Raw genomic sequence first — 16,247 nt, 5'->3', positions numbered from 1 at the left:
ATGGTTATTGCCGCAATGAAGCCAAATCTCTTCATCGTCTGTAACATGAGACTTCGTTTGCCATCGTTTATCCCCGGTCGAAAGTAAGGGCTTGGCATGCGAACGGATACAAATCAGTACATTTCTACGCTCAGGAATTCGCAATGACCCAGTCGCAACGTTTGAAATACTCGATTCTGATCTCCCTGGTGGTTCTGGCGACCATGTTTGGCCTGTCGTATCTGCAAAACGAAGGGATCATCAGCGAGAAAATGTTCCAGTACATCGCCATTGGCGTCGCCGTGATTGTGGTCGTCGTCAATGGCGTGATGCGCCGCAAGGTCAAGCCTTGAGCGATGCATCCGAGGCCGGTTCACAGTGCAGAATTGCAATAGCCTGCGGATGCAGGCTGTAGCTTTTGTCCGGATGCAGGGTGATGACGCCCTCGCTGCACAGGCGCTTCAATACCTCACGCACACTCAGGAAGGACAGCGGAATGTCCAGGTCGAGCAAGTGCGTGTGCACGCCGCGCACACCCAGTTTGCGCTCGCTATCGGCCGCGCTCAGCAGCGCGTCGATGACTTTCAGTCGGATCAGGCTGGTCCTCAGACCAAAGCTCTTTAACAGGATTCTGATCCGTTCGTTTCCGTGCCGTTCGGCCTTCGGTTCGAAGAGTTCGGCGTCTGTGCCGTGGCTCATGGAAACGTTTTTCGAAGCACGGCTACCATCCGTTGGCAGTTGCGAGTTGTACATGCAAAAACTCCTTTTCAGAGCCTGATCAGGAAAAGTGAAGGTGCTCTCAATCTATAAGACGGATGAGCTCGGCAAATCATGAAGATTTTGATGTAGAAAATTTGTCGCAATCTTGTGAGTGCTGTGTGAGAGCACGTGAAAGCGGGCGTGATGGCTAAATATCCTGTCATTCATTTCGTTCCTACTGCCAGGCACATTCCGTGTACAACACGGGCTGTGATTTCCCCAGGCTGGGTCCGACGCGCTGTGCGCCATCTGATCGTGCCCATCCGGGTGTCATTTTTGCAGATCAGGAGCGAGCGTGATTATTAACAGGCAGTTAACCCGGCTGAGCCTTGCAGGTGCGTTGATAGCGTTGAGTCTGATGGCCTGCGCGCGCAGTCAGCCCGAAGCCGCGGGCGTCGATATTCGGCGCACCAGTTTCGGCGTGCCGCACATTCGCGCCGACGACGAACGCGGCCTCGGTTACGGTATCGGTTATGCCTACGCGCAAGACAACCTGTGCCTGATGGCCAACGAAATTGTGACCGTCAATGGCGAGCGTTCGCGCTACTTCGGGCCGGATCAATTGACCCTCGAAGAACGTCCGAACCTGGCCAGCGACGTGTTCTTCAATTGGCTGAACACGCCCGAAGCAGTCGCCGGTTTCTGGAAAGCACAAACCCCGCAGGTGCGCGATCTGGTTGACGGCTACGTCGCTGGTTACAACCGGTCGCTGGCCGAGCGTCAGGCGCAGGGTTTGCCGGCGCAATGCCAAGGCGACTGGGTGCGTCCGATTGCCGCCGAAGACCTGGTAAAAATCACTCGTCGTTTACTGGTCGAGGGCGGCGTTGGGCAGTTCGCCGAAGCGCTCGCCGGGGCCACGCCGCCGGCTGCGATTGCGGAGGTGGGGAGTCCGGCTCAGTCGTTCCAGGTGGCTGCCGAACGCCAGCAACGTTTCACGCTGGACCGCGGCAGCAATGCCGTCGCGATCGGCAGCGAGCGCTCGTTCAATGGTCGCGGCATGTTGCTGGCCAATCCGCACTTTCCCTGGATCGGCGGGATGCGCTTTTATCAGATGCACCTGACCATTCCCGGCAAACTCGATGTGATGGGCGCTGCATTGCCGGGCCTGCCGATGATCAACATCGGTTTCAACCAGCATCTCGCGTGGACCCACACGGTCGATTCATCCAAGCATTTCACCCTGTATCGCCTGCAACTCGACCCGAAGGATTCGACGCGTTATCTGCTGGATGGCAAATCCTTGCCGCTGGATAAACAGACCTTGACCGTTAACGTCAAACAGCCTGACGGCCAGATCAAACCGATGTCGCATGTGGTCTACAGTTCGGCGTTCGGCCCGGTGGTGCAGTGGCCCGGCAAGCTCGATTGGGACAATAAATTCGCCTACAGCCTGCGCGACGCCAACCTTGAAAATGATCGGGTATTGCAGCAGTGGTACTCGATGAACAAAGCCACCAGCCTCAAGGAATTGCAGGCCTCGGTGCACAAGATCCAGGGCATTCCGTGGGTCAATACGCTGGCCGCCGACGACAAGGGCCAAACGCTTTACATGAACCTCTCGGTGGTGCCGAACGTCAACGCCGACAAACTCGCCAAGTGCAGCGATCCGCGCGCCGGTTTGCAGATGATCGTGCTCGACGGCTCCAACAGTGAGTGCGCTTGGGACATTGATCCGAACGCTGCGCAGAAGGGCATTTATGCGGCGGATAAATTACCGCAGTTGTTGCGCAACGATTATGTGCAGCATTCCAACGATTCCGCGTGGCTGGCCAACCCGGCGCAACCACTCACCGGTTTTTCGCCGCTGATCAGCCAGGACAGCCAACCGCTGGGACTGCGTTCGCGTTTTGCGCTGGATCGCCTGGCATCGCTGAGCAAGGCCGGGCCGGTGGCCGCTGCGGATTTGCAGCGCATGGTGATGGATGATCAGGTGTATCAGGCGACGCAAGTGATGCCGGATCTGCTGCAGTTCTGTAGCGCCGGTCTGGGCGCAGACGCCGCAGCGTTGGCGCCGGTATGTGCCAGTTTGAAAGCGTGGGACAGTCGGGCAAATCTCGACAGCGGTCTGGGTTTGGTGCATTTCCACAACGTCATGAGAGCATTGCAGCAAAGTCCTGACATCTGGCGCGTGGCGTTCGACCCGAAAGACCCGCAGCACACGCCGCACGGTTTGGCGTTCGAGCGGTCGGAAGTGGCCACCGCCATTCGCCAAGCGATGCAAGCGTCGCTTGAGTTGACGACAAAAATGGGCCTGAAACCTGACAGCCATTGGGGGGACATCCAAGTGGTCAGCAGCGGTGGCCAGCAAACGTCCATCCATGGTGGGCCGGGTACGCTGGGCATTTACAACGCGATTCAGAGTGTTCCGCGCGCCGACGGCAAACTTGAAGTGGTCAGCGGCACAAGCTATCTGCAAGTAGTGACCTTCGATGAAAAAGGCCCGCAGGCTCAAGGTTTGCTGGCGTTTTCGTTGTCGAGCGATCCGGCGTCGAAGTATTCACGGGACCAGACGCAGGCGTTCTCCAAGAAACAACTGAGTGTGCTGCCATTCACCGAACAGCAGATCAAGGCTGATCCGCAGTATCAAGTGCAGACGATTCGCGAATCGGATGAGAAAGCCGGGAAGGTCGCCAAGCAGTAACGAACATTCTGCCGGCTGCAACAACGAAGGCCGCACCCCTCACAGGTTGCGGCCTTCAGCCTTTTGGCGTTTGTTGCGGAATCGAATTGAGCACCGGGTTGCCGTTCTCATTGCGAGTCAGGTAAACCGGCAAAACCCGGGGCAGGGTGGCCACAAGGTTGTTCAGTTCTTTGATGTTGTAGATGCCGCCAAGGCGAATTGCTGCGGTGCTTTTATCAGCCACCATTACTGGTTTGCTCAGGTAACGATTGATCAGTGGCAATGCGTCGCTGAGTGGCAGGTCATCGAGTACCAGTTTGCCGGTGCGCCAGGCCAGGGAGTTGTCGTTGGCGTAGGTCTGGCTGATCTGCGGCATGTAGTCGCCATGCCGATAACGGGCTTGCATCGCCGGCCCCAGACGCAAACCGTCGCCGGCCAGCGCATTGTTGCTGCTGACCAGCACCGAGCCTTCGATCAGGTTGACCCTGACCTGATCCTCGTACAGCCAGACGTTGAATTTGGTCCCGGTCACGCGAATCCGGCCTTCACCGGCCTTGACGATAAATGGGCGGGCCATGTCGTGGGTGACACTGAAAAAGGCTTCACCTTTTTTCAGTCTCACTCGGCGCTCATTCTTGTAATTGGTGAAGGTCAGTTCGCTGTTCAGGTTCAGCTCGACCTGACTGCCATCGCCCAAGGTCACCTGCCGAACATTGTCGCTGGCTTCAAAATGCTGATACGCGTCAGGCAGCCATCCCAGGTTCCAGCCGGTGTACGCCGCCAGCGGTAGAGCCACGGCGCAGACGGCTGCGGCAATGCCGAAGGTCCGCCAAGGTGTCGCAGGTTTGATGGATGACAGTGGTGGCGCGGATGCAGCACGCGGCAGTTCTCCGGCAACATCCCAGATTTCCAGCATCGCGTCATATTCGAACGCGTGCAGCGGATCGGCAGCGCGCCATTGCTCGAACGCCCGACGCTCGGCGTCAGTGCAGTCCGTGGCGTGCAGACGCATGCACCAATGCGCAGCGGCATCGGTAATGGCGTCGAATTCGGCTTCCGAGTAGGTGTGTTCGGTCATTGACTCATCCTGATTTGCTGCATTCTAACCTCGCGCGCTGCGTGGCGAGAACATCCGTCATGGCATTTACCCATCAAAGTGGAACTTATTTTTCTGTGAAAGGCCCTAAAAAATGGACGTTACGAAGAAGTAACCATAAATGGAGTGAAAAAATGATCAAGAAAACGTTTGCCACCCTGATTGCTGCCGCGACTTTGCTGACTGCCGGCGCGGCCATGGCCGACCGCCCGGGCGCTGGCTGGATCACCATCGAGAAAGCTATTGAAGTGGCGAAAACCAAAGCCGGTTATGTCGAGCTCTATGAGATCAGCGCCGACAACGACGGCTATTGGGAAGGCGAGGGCCGCAAGGCCGACGGCGTGGTGTATGAATTCCGCATCGACGGCGCCTCCGGCAACATCCTGCGCGACCAGAAGGACTAAACCTCGCAGGGCGCTGCCAACGCAGTGCCCTGACTTTCGGTTACGGCGTATTTGTGTGCAGTTGCCGCCCCATATGGCTGATCAGCCACGATACGGTGTCGGCATTACCCAACTGCACCGCCAGTCTCACCTTCGCGTTGCTCATGAACTCCGCCCGCGCAGCATCGAGCGTCACTTGCCCGGTCAATGCGAACACTTGTGCCAATGCCCGATCACTCTCCTCGTAACTCGTCTCGCCGAGATCCTCCAGGCTCAACGTCACCGGATTGATCACCGCAAACAGGTGTGTCAGCGGTGAGCGACTGGACAGCGCCTTGGTCTGAATATCCTCCAGCGTGCCCCTTAACCCTTTCGCGCGATCGTTGGTTGTTTCGATCAGGTCGGAAAATGGCCGGTAGGCTTCGAGATAAGCGATGTCCTCGGTTTTGCAGACGATGTGCGAAAGTTCATGAATCAGTGTTGAAGCCCTGGCGTGGGCGCTGATTGGGAACGCGACATCGGTCATGTAGTTACGGTAGTGATCCAGTTTGGGGAAGAAGAACTTGCTGGCGAGGTAGATTTTCTTCAACTGATCCGCAGGCACCGTAAAGGCAAAAACGAAGTCCGCATCATCCAGGGCCCTGCCGACGACAAAGCGCCTGGATTTCGCATGCCGCAGCGTTGGGTCGAGCAGGGCGGCAAAAATCTGCAGCACGACCTTCTCAATGGCGGCGGTGTATTCCGGCAGCACCAAAGGCACGCCGAGAAAATCTTTGATCAGTTGATGCATGGGTGTCGTTTGCGTTGGCGCGTTTTTGAGCAATTGCAGGTTGCGGTAGCTGGTCCAGGCGTAGTGGGTCGCGAGGTCCAGGCCTTCATTGATCAACCGGGCCCTCACCGGGAAAAGTTGCTGGATTTCGCGCATGCCGTCAGCCTCGACGTTCATCCCGTTGCGCACGATGTCCCAGGTTTTCAGACGGCCGAACAAGTTGAAGCGCGGTGTTTGCGCGGACGACTCCATCACCCATTTTTTTGCCGTGTTGCGCGTCACATAAAGCCCACCAACGTTGCTATTGCCGACCACCCAACGTTTGCCGCGAGGCTGCAGCGGGTACACCTTGCCCTCGATTGGCGCGTAATGTTGGCGGGTGACCGAATCGACGTACAGCCCAAGATTGCTGTCGAGAGTCAAGGCGCCGAGGTCGATATCGCTGCGTTCCAGGTGTTGCAAACGGGTGCGTGCGGGCCCCGTGATGTCGATCCGTTGCCAGCGCGTGTCGGTGCTCGCGACGCCTTGGGCGATAGCCGAAGGTTCACGCGGTTCCATTGAGCCGCGCAGGGTGACCAGTTGCGCGATGCCGTGGACAAAACTTTTCACCGCCGGCTGCCAATGATGCGTCTGCAAATCCTCAGCCGAGGCTTTGATGTCACGGTAGCTGCGCCACACGGTCACCGGGTAGGCCAGTTTGCCCCAGATAAAATTGGTCGCTTCAAGCAGGTCTTCGCTCAAAACGCGCTTGATGGTTTCCCAATCCGCCTGCCCACCGTCGATCGACTGACAGGTCAATAGCTTGGCCAGGATCAGCGCGTTGTCATTGAACAGGCGTTTGAACAGTGCGCCGTTGATCGGGAGGGAAGCCAGGCTGGCCGATGGCGGCACGCCGGCGTTGGCGCTCAACCGCGTTTTGCACAGCGCCCGCTCGGTCGGCGTCAGGCGCTCGAGAATCCAGCGCTGGAGCGCGCCGGGACTTTTCAGCTCATCGAGCAGCGCCCGTTCACTTTCGTACTCTTTCAGCCCATGTTCCGGGCTATAGGGGGCGAGCAAAACCAGCGGCCCAGCGGCCTGGTTTTTCGGTCCAAGCAGATAAACCCCTGGCACCGTAATTCCCTGTTCGCTGGCGGCCGCGAGCAGCGTCAGTGGACGGATAATCGCCGAAGTGCCGTCGACGGCATCGCGCGCTATCGCGTCGGGCATGTCCATGACTTGGCAAATCAGTGCAAACGCCGCTTCGCTCAGGCGCTCCTGAAGTTTTTCCGAGTGTGCGTAGTGCATCAGTTGCCAAGGCAATTGCGCGTTGAAACGCTGAATGCGGGCGACCGCGTTGACGTTCGAATCGGCGAAGGCGTTGTTCAGCACGGTCTGCTGGTGTTCGCCAACGTTGAGCGTTCGCAGCAGGTTTTTCACGTAGGAAGGGTTGATCGCGGCCGGTAACGCTGGGCGGTTGAGTGCAGCCACTCGAAAGCTGAGGCTGTCGAGAAGGTGCAAGTGCATGAGGGCGAAGGCCGGCAGGGTGAGCGTCCGCGCTGCCACTGTCATGGCGGCGTCGATCTGGATTTCGATCTGGTTGGGGTCTACATCATGTTGATCCGCCTCGAGCCGTTTTTTCAGTTCGCGATGAGCAGTGCGTTGCAATGAATCGATACCGGACAAATAGTCTTCATCGTCTTCGGCATTTTTCAGGTATTGCGCGAGTAATTCAGCGTGCAGGATCTGATCTTCCAGCGACGCGTTAGCCAGCCACGTCGGGATCTTTTGGCGGGTGATCAGCGTTTGGGCAATATCGGTTGGGCGCTGCAAACCGGTTTTCGGCACGCCCAAAGCAACCCGGCCCAACAGCTGCGCGCGTTGTGGCGCCGGCAGATTTGAGGCGAGCACGCGCTCAACCGCGCTTTTATTCAGCCGCACATGCGGTTTTTGCAGGTGCTCAAGAAAATCGCCGTGGATCAATTGCAGCGGCGCCAGCGCCAGCGTGCGGTTGTTCAAGCGCTCGTCGGATTCCAGATTCTCCAGCAATGCCGGACGCTCAAAATCACTGCTCAGCCGCGTATTGAGTTCGGCGAGCAGTGGCGCGAGTGCCGGAAACCCTTCAAAGCCCAGCGCCGGGGTCCACAGAATGGCGTTGCCGGAGTGCTCGGGGTCGAGGCCGCCGCGCTCGGTCAGCACAAAACAACTGGCCAGTTTGAATCGCTCATTGCTGCGCTGGTCTTTGAGCCCGAGGCCGAATACATCCGGCAGAAAACCGTTCAAGGCGCCGCGTTGCAGACGCACCGGGGTGTCGAGCACGGTCTGGATAATGCTTTGCTGCAGCGAATTCAGGGTTCGGGCCAGGGTCCGCAGCTTCAATTCGCTGCGCAGCGCGGTCGACAAGGTGTGGGCGAATTTCGGCTGGAGCATTTCGAGCGAAGCGCGCACGCCGCCCTCGGCTTGCGCGAGGGTCGTGACCGAGGTTCCGATGGGCGGATGTTTTTCCAATTGTTGCTCGAGCGCGTGTTCGACACTGGCCAGTAGCGCCAATTGCTGTTTGGCCGAATCGGCGCGGATCATCGCCGGTTGCGCATTCCATCGCTGATCCGCACGGGTGCTCCAGCGTCCGTTGGTATCGATGTCGAGCAAGCGTCTGTCGAGCATCGCGCGAACGTCCAGTGCATTGTCGAGCAAGGCATGCGGGTCGAGCACACCGTTACTGTCGCGATACCGGCCCAGCGCATAGCTGAGGTTTTGCAGCTGTTTGTCGATGATGTCGGCCAGCAGCTCGTCGAAGATCCGGCCGCTGACCGGCGCCCCGACAATCTGCCGCTGCTGCGGCTCCAGCGCCAGATACACGGCGCGCTCTTCCAGCGACAGGAAGTTATAGAGGTTGTCGTCGTGGCCCTCACTTTTCAGCATGCTCAGCAGGGTGCGCTTGACCTCGCCGAGGTTGCCGCTGGTTTCCACGCCGCGCGATTGGGTGTAGAGGAACGCGCTGGTTTTGCCGGTATCAATCAGCAAGGTCGATGCCAGCAGAACGGAATTCTGCAGCGGTGCGGTAATGCGCACTTTTTCGCTTTGCACGATTTCGCTGGAGTGAGGCAAATCATCACTGCCCGCCAGGCTGACCTCCATCAGGCGCAGATATTCCTCAGACGTCAGCACGCCTTTCTGGCGTTTGAGCAGCAGATCGACGCAATAGCTGTCGCACAGGCTCTCGGCGAAGAACGCTGCGGGTGACAGGCCATTGTCCATAGGACTGTTCCAAAACGTTTCGAGCAGGCTGCGCAGGTGAGGCGTGAGGCTTTGCGCTATCTCCTTGACTGCCGCTTCCCATGCGTGAGTGTCGGCCGTGCTGCTGACGCCGTGCGCAAGATGCACGAAGGCTCGGGATTCACCTTCCGGCCAATCATTGGTCAGGTAGTAGTGCAACACCACATCGTTCAAGGACAGCGAAGACAGGCTGCGCTGCGGATCGTCTTTGCCGGCGAAACTCGCCAGTCGGGTTTTAGTCTGGTCCAGCCCCGGAAAACGTTTGGCGAGGACAATTTTAAGTATTTGGTCGAGCATCGAGCGCAGGCTCGGGAGCTTGAGCAATTGCGCTTGCATGCTCGCCAGATTCTGCTGCTGATTGCGCTCGATGACGGTTTCCTGGTCCTCGAACACGGCGCCGTCAATGATCTGTGCCGAGACCTTCAGGGCGCGCGCAGCCAGCGCAGTGCGGCGCTGTTCGACCGACAAATAGCGCAGCAATTCGCGTCGGCCGCTGGTTTCGGTGAGCCAGCCTTCAACGGCACTTTTCAGGTCTTCTTCGTCGGCATATTTGATCAGGCCTTTCCACGGTGTATAGAGCGTGGCTTCGCCGTTGTCGGGTTTGCTCATGAAAAACGCCCCGGCCAGGGTGATCGGCGGTGCGCTGTCCGCTTGCAGGAGCAAACGCTGCACGGTCATGCCCGGGCGGCTGAGCGCTCGGGAGGGATGGGTGGCGAAGTACACAACCCGCAACCATTTGAGATCGGCAACAGTAAATTGCAGGGCTTTTTCTCGGTCGCCGGGTTGCTTGGCATTGGCCGCCAGATCGGCTTCGTCAAAAAAATAGGGGAGCGGGGGAGCTGTCATGGTTTTTCCTCGATGTGCCGATCTCGGCGGATCGGATGAGGAAAAACGGTACGGCTGATGGGCAAGAGCCCTGCGGTACATATTCCTTGAGCCAACGTTTTTTCGAGACTTGACAGGAGGCCTGCGCAACAGCGCTTAATCGGCGCACGTTTTTCTCGGTTGCCGTCCAGCCGTTTCAGCCTGTAGCCCGCACTCAATAATAAAACTGGAGCCTCAGATGACCGCAGCACCTGTCACTTCGAACACGCAAACCCTGGATTTCGTTGCACTGGTCGAATTGCTCGAACAGATTTTCATCCGCCACGGCACTTCGGCCGATGTCGCCAAGACCCTGTCCCTGAACTGCGCCGGTGCCGAACGCGACGGCGCCCACAGCCACGGCGTGTTTCGCATTCCCGGTTATGTCTCGACGCTCAACAGCGGTTGGGTCGATGGCCAGGCTGTGCCGGTGGTCGAAGACGTGGCGTCGGGTTTTGTCCGGGTCGATGCGGCCAATGGCTTCGCCCAACCGGCTCTATCCGCCGCGCGTGCGTTGTTGGTGGAAAAGGCCCGCAGCGCGGGCATTGCGGTGTTGGCGATCCGTAACTCGCACCATTTCGCCGCGCTGTGGCCGGACGTTGAGCCCTTTGCCTATGAAGGTCTGGTGGCGCTAAGCGTGGTCAACAGCATGACCTGCGTGGTCCCGCACGGCGCCGACCGGCCGCTGTTCGGCACCAACCCGATTGCGTTTGCGGCGCCAAGGGCTGGCGGCGATCCGATTGTTTTCGACTTGGCCACTAGTGCCATCGCCCATGGTGACGTGCAGATTGCCGCGCGCAAGGGCCAGCGTTTGCCGGCAGGCATGGGCGTGGACAGCCTCGGCCAGCCGACCGAAGACCCGAAAGCGATTCTTGAGGGCGGCGCGTTGCTGCCATTCGGCGGGCATAAGGGCTCGGCGTTGTCGATGATGGTCGAGTTGCTGGCAGCGGCGTTGACTGGCGGCAACTTTTCTTTCGAGTTCGATTGGTCGAACCATCCGGGGGCGAAGACGCCGTGGACCGGGCAACTGCTGATCGTGATCGACCCGAGCAAGAGTGCCGGACAGGATTTCGCTCAGCGCAGCGAAGAACTGGTGCGGCAGATGCACGGCGTCGGGTTGAAGCGCTTGCCGGGCGATCGGCGTCATCAGCAACGCGCCAAATCGGCCGCCGAGGGCATTGCGCTGGAAGCTGAAGTGCTCACCAACCTGCGAGAACTGGCCAACCCATAACGCCCGCCCACCGCATGCTTTGTAGCAGCTGCCGAGCCCCGCGAGGCTGCGTCCGACAGCGCCGCCATCGCCAAACCTTGCGAGGGCTGCGCCCTCTACGCAGCCTCGCGGGGCTCGGCAGCTGCTACAAGATCGGGTGTGGCGTAAATTTGGGCATGAAAAAGGCGAGCATTAAGCTCGCCTTTTTTAGTGCCGGACGCGATTAACGGCGACCGAGCAGCAATCCAACCACCAGGCCGAAACCGGCGGAGATGGCCACGGTCTGCCATGGATGGCCACCGATGTAGCTTTCGGTGGCTTCGACCGCAGGCTTGGTGCGCTCGCGAACGCTGGACACCGATTCCAGCGCTAGTTGCAGCTTTTGGGCGACTTGCCCACGCAAGGTGTCGGCTTCTTCGCCAACCAGCGACGCGCTGCTTTTCAGCAGTTTGTCCGATTCTTCGATCAGCGCTTGCAGCTCGCTGAATGCCTGGTCCTTGATTTGGTCTGCGGCGGTTTGTACTGGGGTTTTGCGGGCCATTGAGTAACTCCTTGCGGATAAGTGGGCAGTGAACAATGGAGTCTCGAGCAGCTGAAAAAGTTGCAGGGAATTTGCGAACTCGTAGGGCAGCGAGCAAATTCGGGGTCAGAAGAATCCCTTCCAAGGTGTAAGATGTCGCCATTTACGCAGCAGGTATTTTCCCATGAGCTTCAATCTGGCCGACAAACCCCTCGCCGAGCGCGCTGCGCTTGAAGATGAAAAGTCTCGTCTTTTCGACCTCTGGCAAAGCAACCTGGGCAAGTCCAAGGGCGAAGCCGCGCGATTGTTTGGTGAGCGCTCCAAGCGCAAAGGCAAGTGGGCCGAATGGGTCCGCGCCGAGCTCGACACGATGTCGCCGCCGGAATTTGCCAACATGGTGCGCAGCGAAGTGAACCGCTTGATGGCTGCCAAATAATTTGAACTGGTGACGTCCTGTAGGCGCATGGCTTGCCCGCGATGGCGATCTCAGGTTCGCCATCGCGGGCAAGCCTTGCTCCCACAAGGGACCCGGCTTTGCTATAGCGGTTTGGCGAAGCTTGCGATGATCGCTTCACGCACTTTCAGCAGCAGCGGATCGAGCTGGTTGTTGGTGCGCCAACCCAGTTCAATCGGGTAACGCGGCAGCGCCAGCGGGCAGGGCAGCAGCGCTAACCCGCTGAGCGCAGCGATGCTTTCTGCAGCGTGTGCCGGAATGGTTGCCACGGCGTGGCTGCCCTTGAGCAGATACGGCAACCCCGCAAAATGCGTGGTCGACGCGCACACCCGCCGACTTAAACCCAGCGCCGCCAAACCCTCATCGGTAATGCCGATAAATCCTCCCGACGACACCAGAATGTGTTCGCGCGCGACAAATTCGTCCAGGCTCAAGCTCTGCTGTCCGTCAGCCAGACTGATCGGGTCCACCAGACACAGATAACCGCCTTCACCGAGCACCTGCCGGCTGAGCAATCGCTCGGTCAGCCCGCCCGCCGTAATCGCCAGATCGACGCTGCGATCAAGCAAGGCATGGGCGACGATCTGGCTGTGAGTCTGGCGGAAAATCAGTCGCAGCTTCGGCGCGCTCAGCGCAATCTGCTCGATCAGCCGCCGCCCGTAGGCAATCTCGAAATCATCCGACAGCCCCACAGTCACCGAACGACCCTCGTAGTGATGCGCCGCCGGGTCGATCATCGCCAGGCTCTGCCGGCATTTATTCAGCGCATCGCTGACCACTGGTTTCAGCTGATTGGCGCGCAATGTCGGGGCCAAACCGCGCCCGGTGCGCACAAACAGTTGATCGCCATACAACTCGCGCAAGCGTCGCAACGCCGCACTGACAGCTGATTGCGTCACGCCCAGACGCAACGCCGCGCGGCTGGCACTGGACTCTTCGTGCAGTGCTTCGAAGACTTTCAGCAGATTGAGATCGACGTTAGCGATATTCATGAGGTTCATATCATTCAGCAGTGAACGGGGCTTTATCGATGATCGGGTGGCGGCTGACAATCGGCAACACCTTATTGCTCCGGAGTTTCCGCAATGCCCAAATCAATCGTCGCCGCCCTGCAAATCGGCGCCTTGCCCGGCGGCAAGGAACAAACCCTCGAACAGATCCTGACGTGGGAAAACGCCATCCGCGAATCCGGCGCCGCGTTGGTGGTCATGCCCGAAGCGCTGCTGGGCGGTTATCCGAAAGGCGAGGGCTTCGGCACGCAATTGGGTTACCGCTTGCCGGAGGGCCGCGAGGCGTTTGCGCGCTACTTCGCCAACGCCATCGATGTGCCGGGCGCCGAGACCGAAGCGTTGGCCGGACTGTCGGCACGCACTGGGGCCAATCTGGTGATCGGCGTGATCGAGCGCGCGGGCAGCACGCTTTACTGCACCGCGCTGTACTTCGACCCGTCCGCTGGCTTGGTGGCGAAACACCGCAAACTGATGCCGACCGGCACTGAACGGCTGATATGGGGCAAGGGCGATGGCTCGACCTTGCCGGTGCTCGATACTCAGGTCGGGCGGTTGGCCGCGGTGGTGTGCTGGGAAAACATGATGCCGCTGCTGCGCACCGCGATGTACGCCAAAGGTGTCGAGGTGTGGTGCGCGCCGACCGTGGATGAGCGCGAGATGTGGCAAGTGAGCATGCGCCACATCGCCCATGAAGGCCGCTGTTTTGTGGTCAGCGCGTGCCAGGTGCAGGACTCGCCGCAAGCGCTGGGCGTGGAGGTGGCCAACTGGCCGGCGGACCGGCCGTTGATTGCCGGCGGCAGCGTGATTGTCGGGCCGATGGGCGATGTGCTGGCCGGGCCGTTGCGCGGCGGGCCGGGCTTGCTCACGGCCGAAATTGACACCGATGAGCTGGTGCGCGCGCGATATGACTTCGACGTGGTGGGGCATTACGCGCGGCCAGATGTGTTCGAGTTAGCGGTGGATCAACGGGCAAAACCTGGGGTGCGGTTTACCGCGTAACCCTGCAATACCCCACTCCTGTGGGAGCATGGCTTGCCCGCGATGACGATCTCGATTACGCCATCGCGGGCAAGCCATGCTCCCACAGCGATTGGCGGCTGGTTACCAGGTGGCTGTGGAGGATCCCGGCAGACTCAGCTTGCCGGTATCGACAAAGCGCATCGTCCCGAACAACCCGCCCGCCAGTTTGCCGCGCAGCACGTAAGGCAGGTTGTCGAGGGTTTGCGTCTGGCTCAGACCGAGGGTCTGGCGCAGCACCGAAAACGCCGAAACGCTCACTGGCACAATCAACACAGCTTCGGAGAAGCGCGCAATCGTCCCCGACTGATCGCTGACGCCAGAGGCCAATGGCCGGCCGTTGACCTCCAGGTCCAACGCCACGCCGTTGTAGTCAATCGCAGTTTCATTAGGGTTTTGCACACGGATCTTCACCGCGAAACGCACTTCCAGTTCCTGACTTTGCAGCGGTTCGATGCCGACCACGTTGATGTTGAGCGGGTCGCGGTTGGGGAACAGCGCGCAGGCGCTCAACGAGAGCAATAACAGGGACAGGGACAAAGCTAAAATTCTGCGCATCGCGAACTCTCGACATGAAAAAAGGACTGAACCGCCAGGCAATCAAACCTGGCGGTTCATCTGTGCGACCACGCTCACTGTGAGGCGTTCGCTGCAGACTGTCACGGGGTCATCATCGCGCTCAGCGGTTGGCGCCAGTTGCGGATTCCGCAGCGTGCGGGTTTTCCATGACTTGCAGGATCGATGCTTCCGGGTCGAAATCATCCTCTTCCAGCTCCATGAATTCTTCGGGCAGGAACATGTTGAGGAGGATTGCGCAGAGCGCGCCGACAGTGATCGGCGATTCGAAAATGTTGTGCAACGCCAGCGGCAATTCGCGCAGCACTTCCGGGACCGCCGCGATGCCCAGGCCCATGCCGAGCGAAATCGACACGATCAGCATGTTGCGCCGATGCAGGCCAGCCTCGGCGAGGATCTTGATCCCGGCCACGGCGACGGTGCCGAACATCACCAGTTCGGCGCCGCCGAGCACCGGTTTCGGCATCAATTGCAGCACCGCGCCGATCATCGGGAACAACCCCAGCAGCACCAGCAGCCCGGCAATAAAGAACGCCACGTAACGGCTGGCGACGCCGGTCAACTGGATCACGCCGTTGTTCTGCGCGAAGGTCACCATCGGCATGCTGTTGAACACTGCAGCCATGGCCGAGTTGAGGCCATCGGCGAGCAGCCCGGATTTGATCCGGCGAATGTAAATTGGACCTTTGACCGGTTGCCGGGAAATCATCGAGTTGGCCGTCAGGTCTCCCGCAGCTTCCAGTGGCGACACCAGGAAAATCACGGCGATTGGCACAAACGCGACCCAATCGAAGTTGAAGCCATATTTGAACGGCACCGGCACGCTCATCAGCGGCACGGCGGGCAGGTTGGCGAAATCGACGTCGCCCATCAACCACGCGACAACGTAGCCGAAGGTCAGGCCAATGACGATGGCGCCGAGGCGCAGGAACGGCACGTCGACCCGGTTCAACACCACGATAGTGCCGAGCACCAGTGCCGCCAGCGCCAAGTGATGGCTGGCGCCGAGGTCCGGCACGCCGAAGCCGCCGGCGATGTCAGTCATCGCGACTTTGATCAGTGACAGACCCATCAACGTGATGATGGTGCCGGTGACCACGGGCGTGATGAGCATGCGCAGTTTGCCGATGAACTGGCTCAGCACCACTTCGATGAACGCGGCGAAGAAGCACACACCGAAGATCGTCGAAAGAATCTCATCGGTGCCGCCGCCCCGCGCCTTGACCATGAACCCGGCGCTGAGGATCACGCTGATAAACGAGAAGCTGGTGCCTTGCAGGCAGAGCAAACCGGAACCCACCGGGCCGAAGCGCCGCGCCTGAACAAACGTACCCAACCCGGAAACAAACAGCGCCATGCTGATCAGGTACGGGATTTCGCTTTGCAGACCCAGCGCGCCGCCCATGATCAAGGTCGGTGTGATGATCCCGACAAAACTTGCCAGCACATGTTGCAGCGCGGCAAACACCGTGGCGGTCAGGTGCGGGCGGTCGTTGAGGCCGTAGATGAGGTCGGAACGGGGCTGGGGTTTTGCATGTTCGGATGAGGTCACGAGAAAAGCGCCAGGGGCCAGGTCAGAAAATGGAGGCGCAGGATGCCAGAAAAATCAGATTTTGGTGTGCCTGATGATCGTTCCTGCGCTCAGCGAGGGAACGATCCGCTGATCGGGCGGATATTCCTCAAATATGGCAAGGAGTTAATGCTCGATTCGCAGAATGTGGCAAAGAGTCGGATTTGC

The 16,247-nt window shown here is 59.5% G+C and carries 13 protein-coding genes; 6 read left to right on the top strand and 7 right to left on the bottom strand.

Annotated elements, in window-relative coordinates:
• The first annotated feature begins 143 nt into the window (after positions 1–143).
• Positions 144–332, top strand: a complete 189-nt coding sequence (locus tag FBY12_RS04680; protein ID WP_121730891.1) for a hypothetical protein — start codon at positions 144–146, stop codon at positions 330–332.
• On the opposite strand, the gene FBY12_RS04675 is transcribed toward FBY12_RS04680, so the two are convergent.
• Positions 322–732 carry a fe2+ zn2+ uptake regulation protein gene (locus tag FBY12_RS04675; RefSeq protein ID WP_145251554.1) on the bottom strand — a complete coding sequence of 137 codons (411 nt, stop codon included), beginning with the start codon at positions 730–732 and terminating at the stop codon, positions 322–324. The genes FBY12_RS04680 and FBY12_RS04675 overlap by 11 nt on opposite strands.
• A 301-nt stretch (positions 733–1,033) precedes the next feature.
• Here FBY12_RS04675 and FBY12_RS04670 point away from each other — a divergent pair, with 301 nt between their 5' ends.
• Entirely contained in the window at positions 1,034–3,379 is a 2,346-nt protein-coding gene (locus FBY12_RS04670; protein WP_145251552.1) for an acylase, read from the top strand.
• Positions 3,380–3,434: 55 nt separating this feature from the next.
• On the opposite strand, the gene FBY12_RS04665 is transcribed toward FBY12_RS04670, so the two are convergent.
• Positions 3,435–4,436 carry a FecR family protein gene (locus FBY12_RS04665; protein WP_145251550.1) on the bottom strand — a complete coding sequence of 334 codons (1,002 nt, stop codon included), beginning with the start codon at positions 4,434–4,436 and terminating at the stop codon, positions 3,435–3,437.
• A 152-nt stretch (positions 4,437–4,588) separates the two neighbouring features.
• Here FBY12_RS04665 and FBY12_RS04660 point away from each other — a divergent pair, with 152 nt between their 5' ends.
• The gene (locus FBY12_RS04660) at positions 4,589–4,858 is read left to right on the top strand and encodes a PepSY domain-containing protein (protein ID WP_121730887.1); all 270 of its coding nucleotides are present in this window, start codon (positions 4,589–4,591) and stop codon (positions 4,856–4,858) included.
• A 40-nt stretch (positions 4,859–4,898) separates the two neighbouring features.
• Here FBY12_RS04660 and FBY12_RS04655 read toward each other — a convergent pair whose 3' ends face one another.
• Entirely contained in the window at positions 4,899–9,704 is a 4,806-nt protein-coding gene (locus FBY12_RS04655) for a dermonecrotic toxin domain-containing protein (RefSeq protein ID WP_145251548.1), read from the bottom strand.
• 217 nt (positions 9,705–9,921) lie between these two features.
• Here FBY12_RS04655 and FBY12_RS04650 point away from each other — a divergent pair, with 217 nt between their 5' ends.
• Positions 9,922–10,953 (top strand): Ldh family oxidoreductase, encoded by a 1,032-nt coding sequence (locus tag FBY12_RS04650; RefSeq protein WP_145251546.1) that lies wholly within the window; start codon positions 9,922–9,924, stop codon positions 10,951–10,953.
• A 202-nt stretch (positions 10,954–11,155) separates the two neighbouring features.
• On the opposite strand, the gene FBY12_RS04645 is transcribed toward FBY12_RS04650, so the two are convergent.
• Entirely contained in the window at positions 11,156–11,473 is a 318-nt protein-coding gene (locus FBY12_RS04645; RefSeq protein WP_092280867.1) for a YqjD family protein, read from the bottom strand.
• Positions 11,474–11,636: 163 nt separating this feature from the next.
• Between FBY12_RS04645 and FBY12_RS04640 the strand changes: the two genes are divergently transcribed.
• Entirely contained in the window at positions 11,637–11,888 is a 252-nt protein-coding gene (locus FBY12_RS04640) for a hypothetical protein (RefSeq protein ID WP_092280869.1), read from the top strand.
• A 101-nt stretch (positions 11,889–11,989) separates the two neighbouring features.
• Here FBY12_RS04640 and FBY12_RS04635 read toward each other — a convergent pair whose 3' ends face one another.
• Positions 11,990–12,907: a LysR family transcriptional regulator gene (locus FBY12_RS04635; RefSeq protein ID WP_145251544.1), complete on the bottom strand. Its 918-nt coding sequence runs from the start codon at positions 12,905–12,907 to the stop codon at positions 11,990–11,992.
• 84 nt (positions 12,908–12,991) lie between these two features.
• On the opposite strand from FBY12_RS04635, the gene FBY12_RS04630 reads away from it, so the two are divergent.
• On the top strand, positions 12,992–13,915 hold the full coding sequence (locus FBY12_RS04630) for a carbon-nitrogen hydrolase family protein (protein WP_121730883.1): 924 nt from the start codon (positions 12,992–12,994) through the stop codon (positions 13,913–13,915).
• Positions 13,916–14,017: 102 nt separating this feature from the next.
• Here FBY12_RS04630 and FBY12_RS04625 read toward each other — a convergent pair whose 3' ends face one another.
• Both FBY12_RS04625 and FBY12_RS04620 read right to left on the bottom strand, forming a co-directional pair.
• On the bottom strand, positions 14,018–14,491 hold the full coding sequence (locus FBY12_RS04625) for an LEA type 2 family protein (RefSeq protein WP_145251542.1): 474 nt from the start codon (positions 14,489–14,491) through the stop codon (positions 14,018–14,020).
• A gap of 121 nt (positions 14,492–14,612) precedes the next feature.
• Positions 14,613–16,061 carry a nucleobase:cation symporter-2 family protein gene (locus FBY12_RS04620; protein WP_121730881.1) on the bottom strand — a complete coding sequence of 483 codons (1,449 nt, stop codon included), beginning with the start codon at positions 16,059–16,061 and terminating at the stop codon, positions 14,613–14,615.
• Positions 16,062–16,247 lie beyond the last annotated feature (186 nt).

The sequence above is a fragment of the Pseudomonas sp. SJZ131 genome (genome assembly GCF_007828705.1).
GTDB lineage: Bacteria > Pseudomonadota > Gammaproteobacteria > Pseudomonadales > Pseudomonadaceae > Aquipseudomonas > Aquipseudomonas prosekii.
The sequence above is the reverse complement of the archived record's forward strand: the minus strand, read 5'-3'. Positions and strand labels throughout refer to the sequence as shown.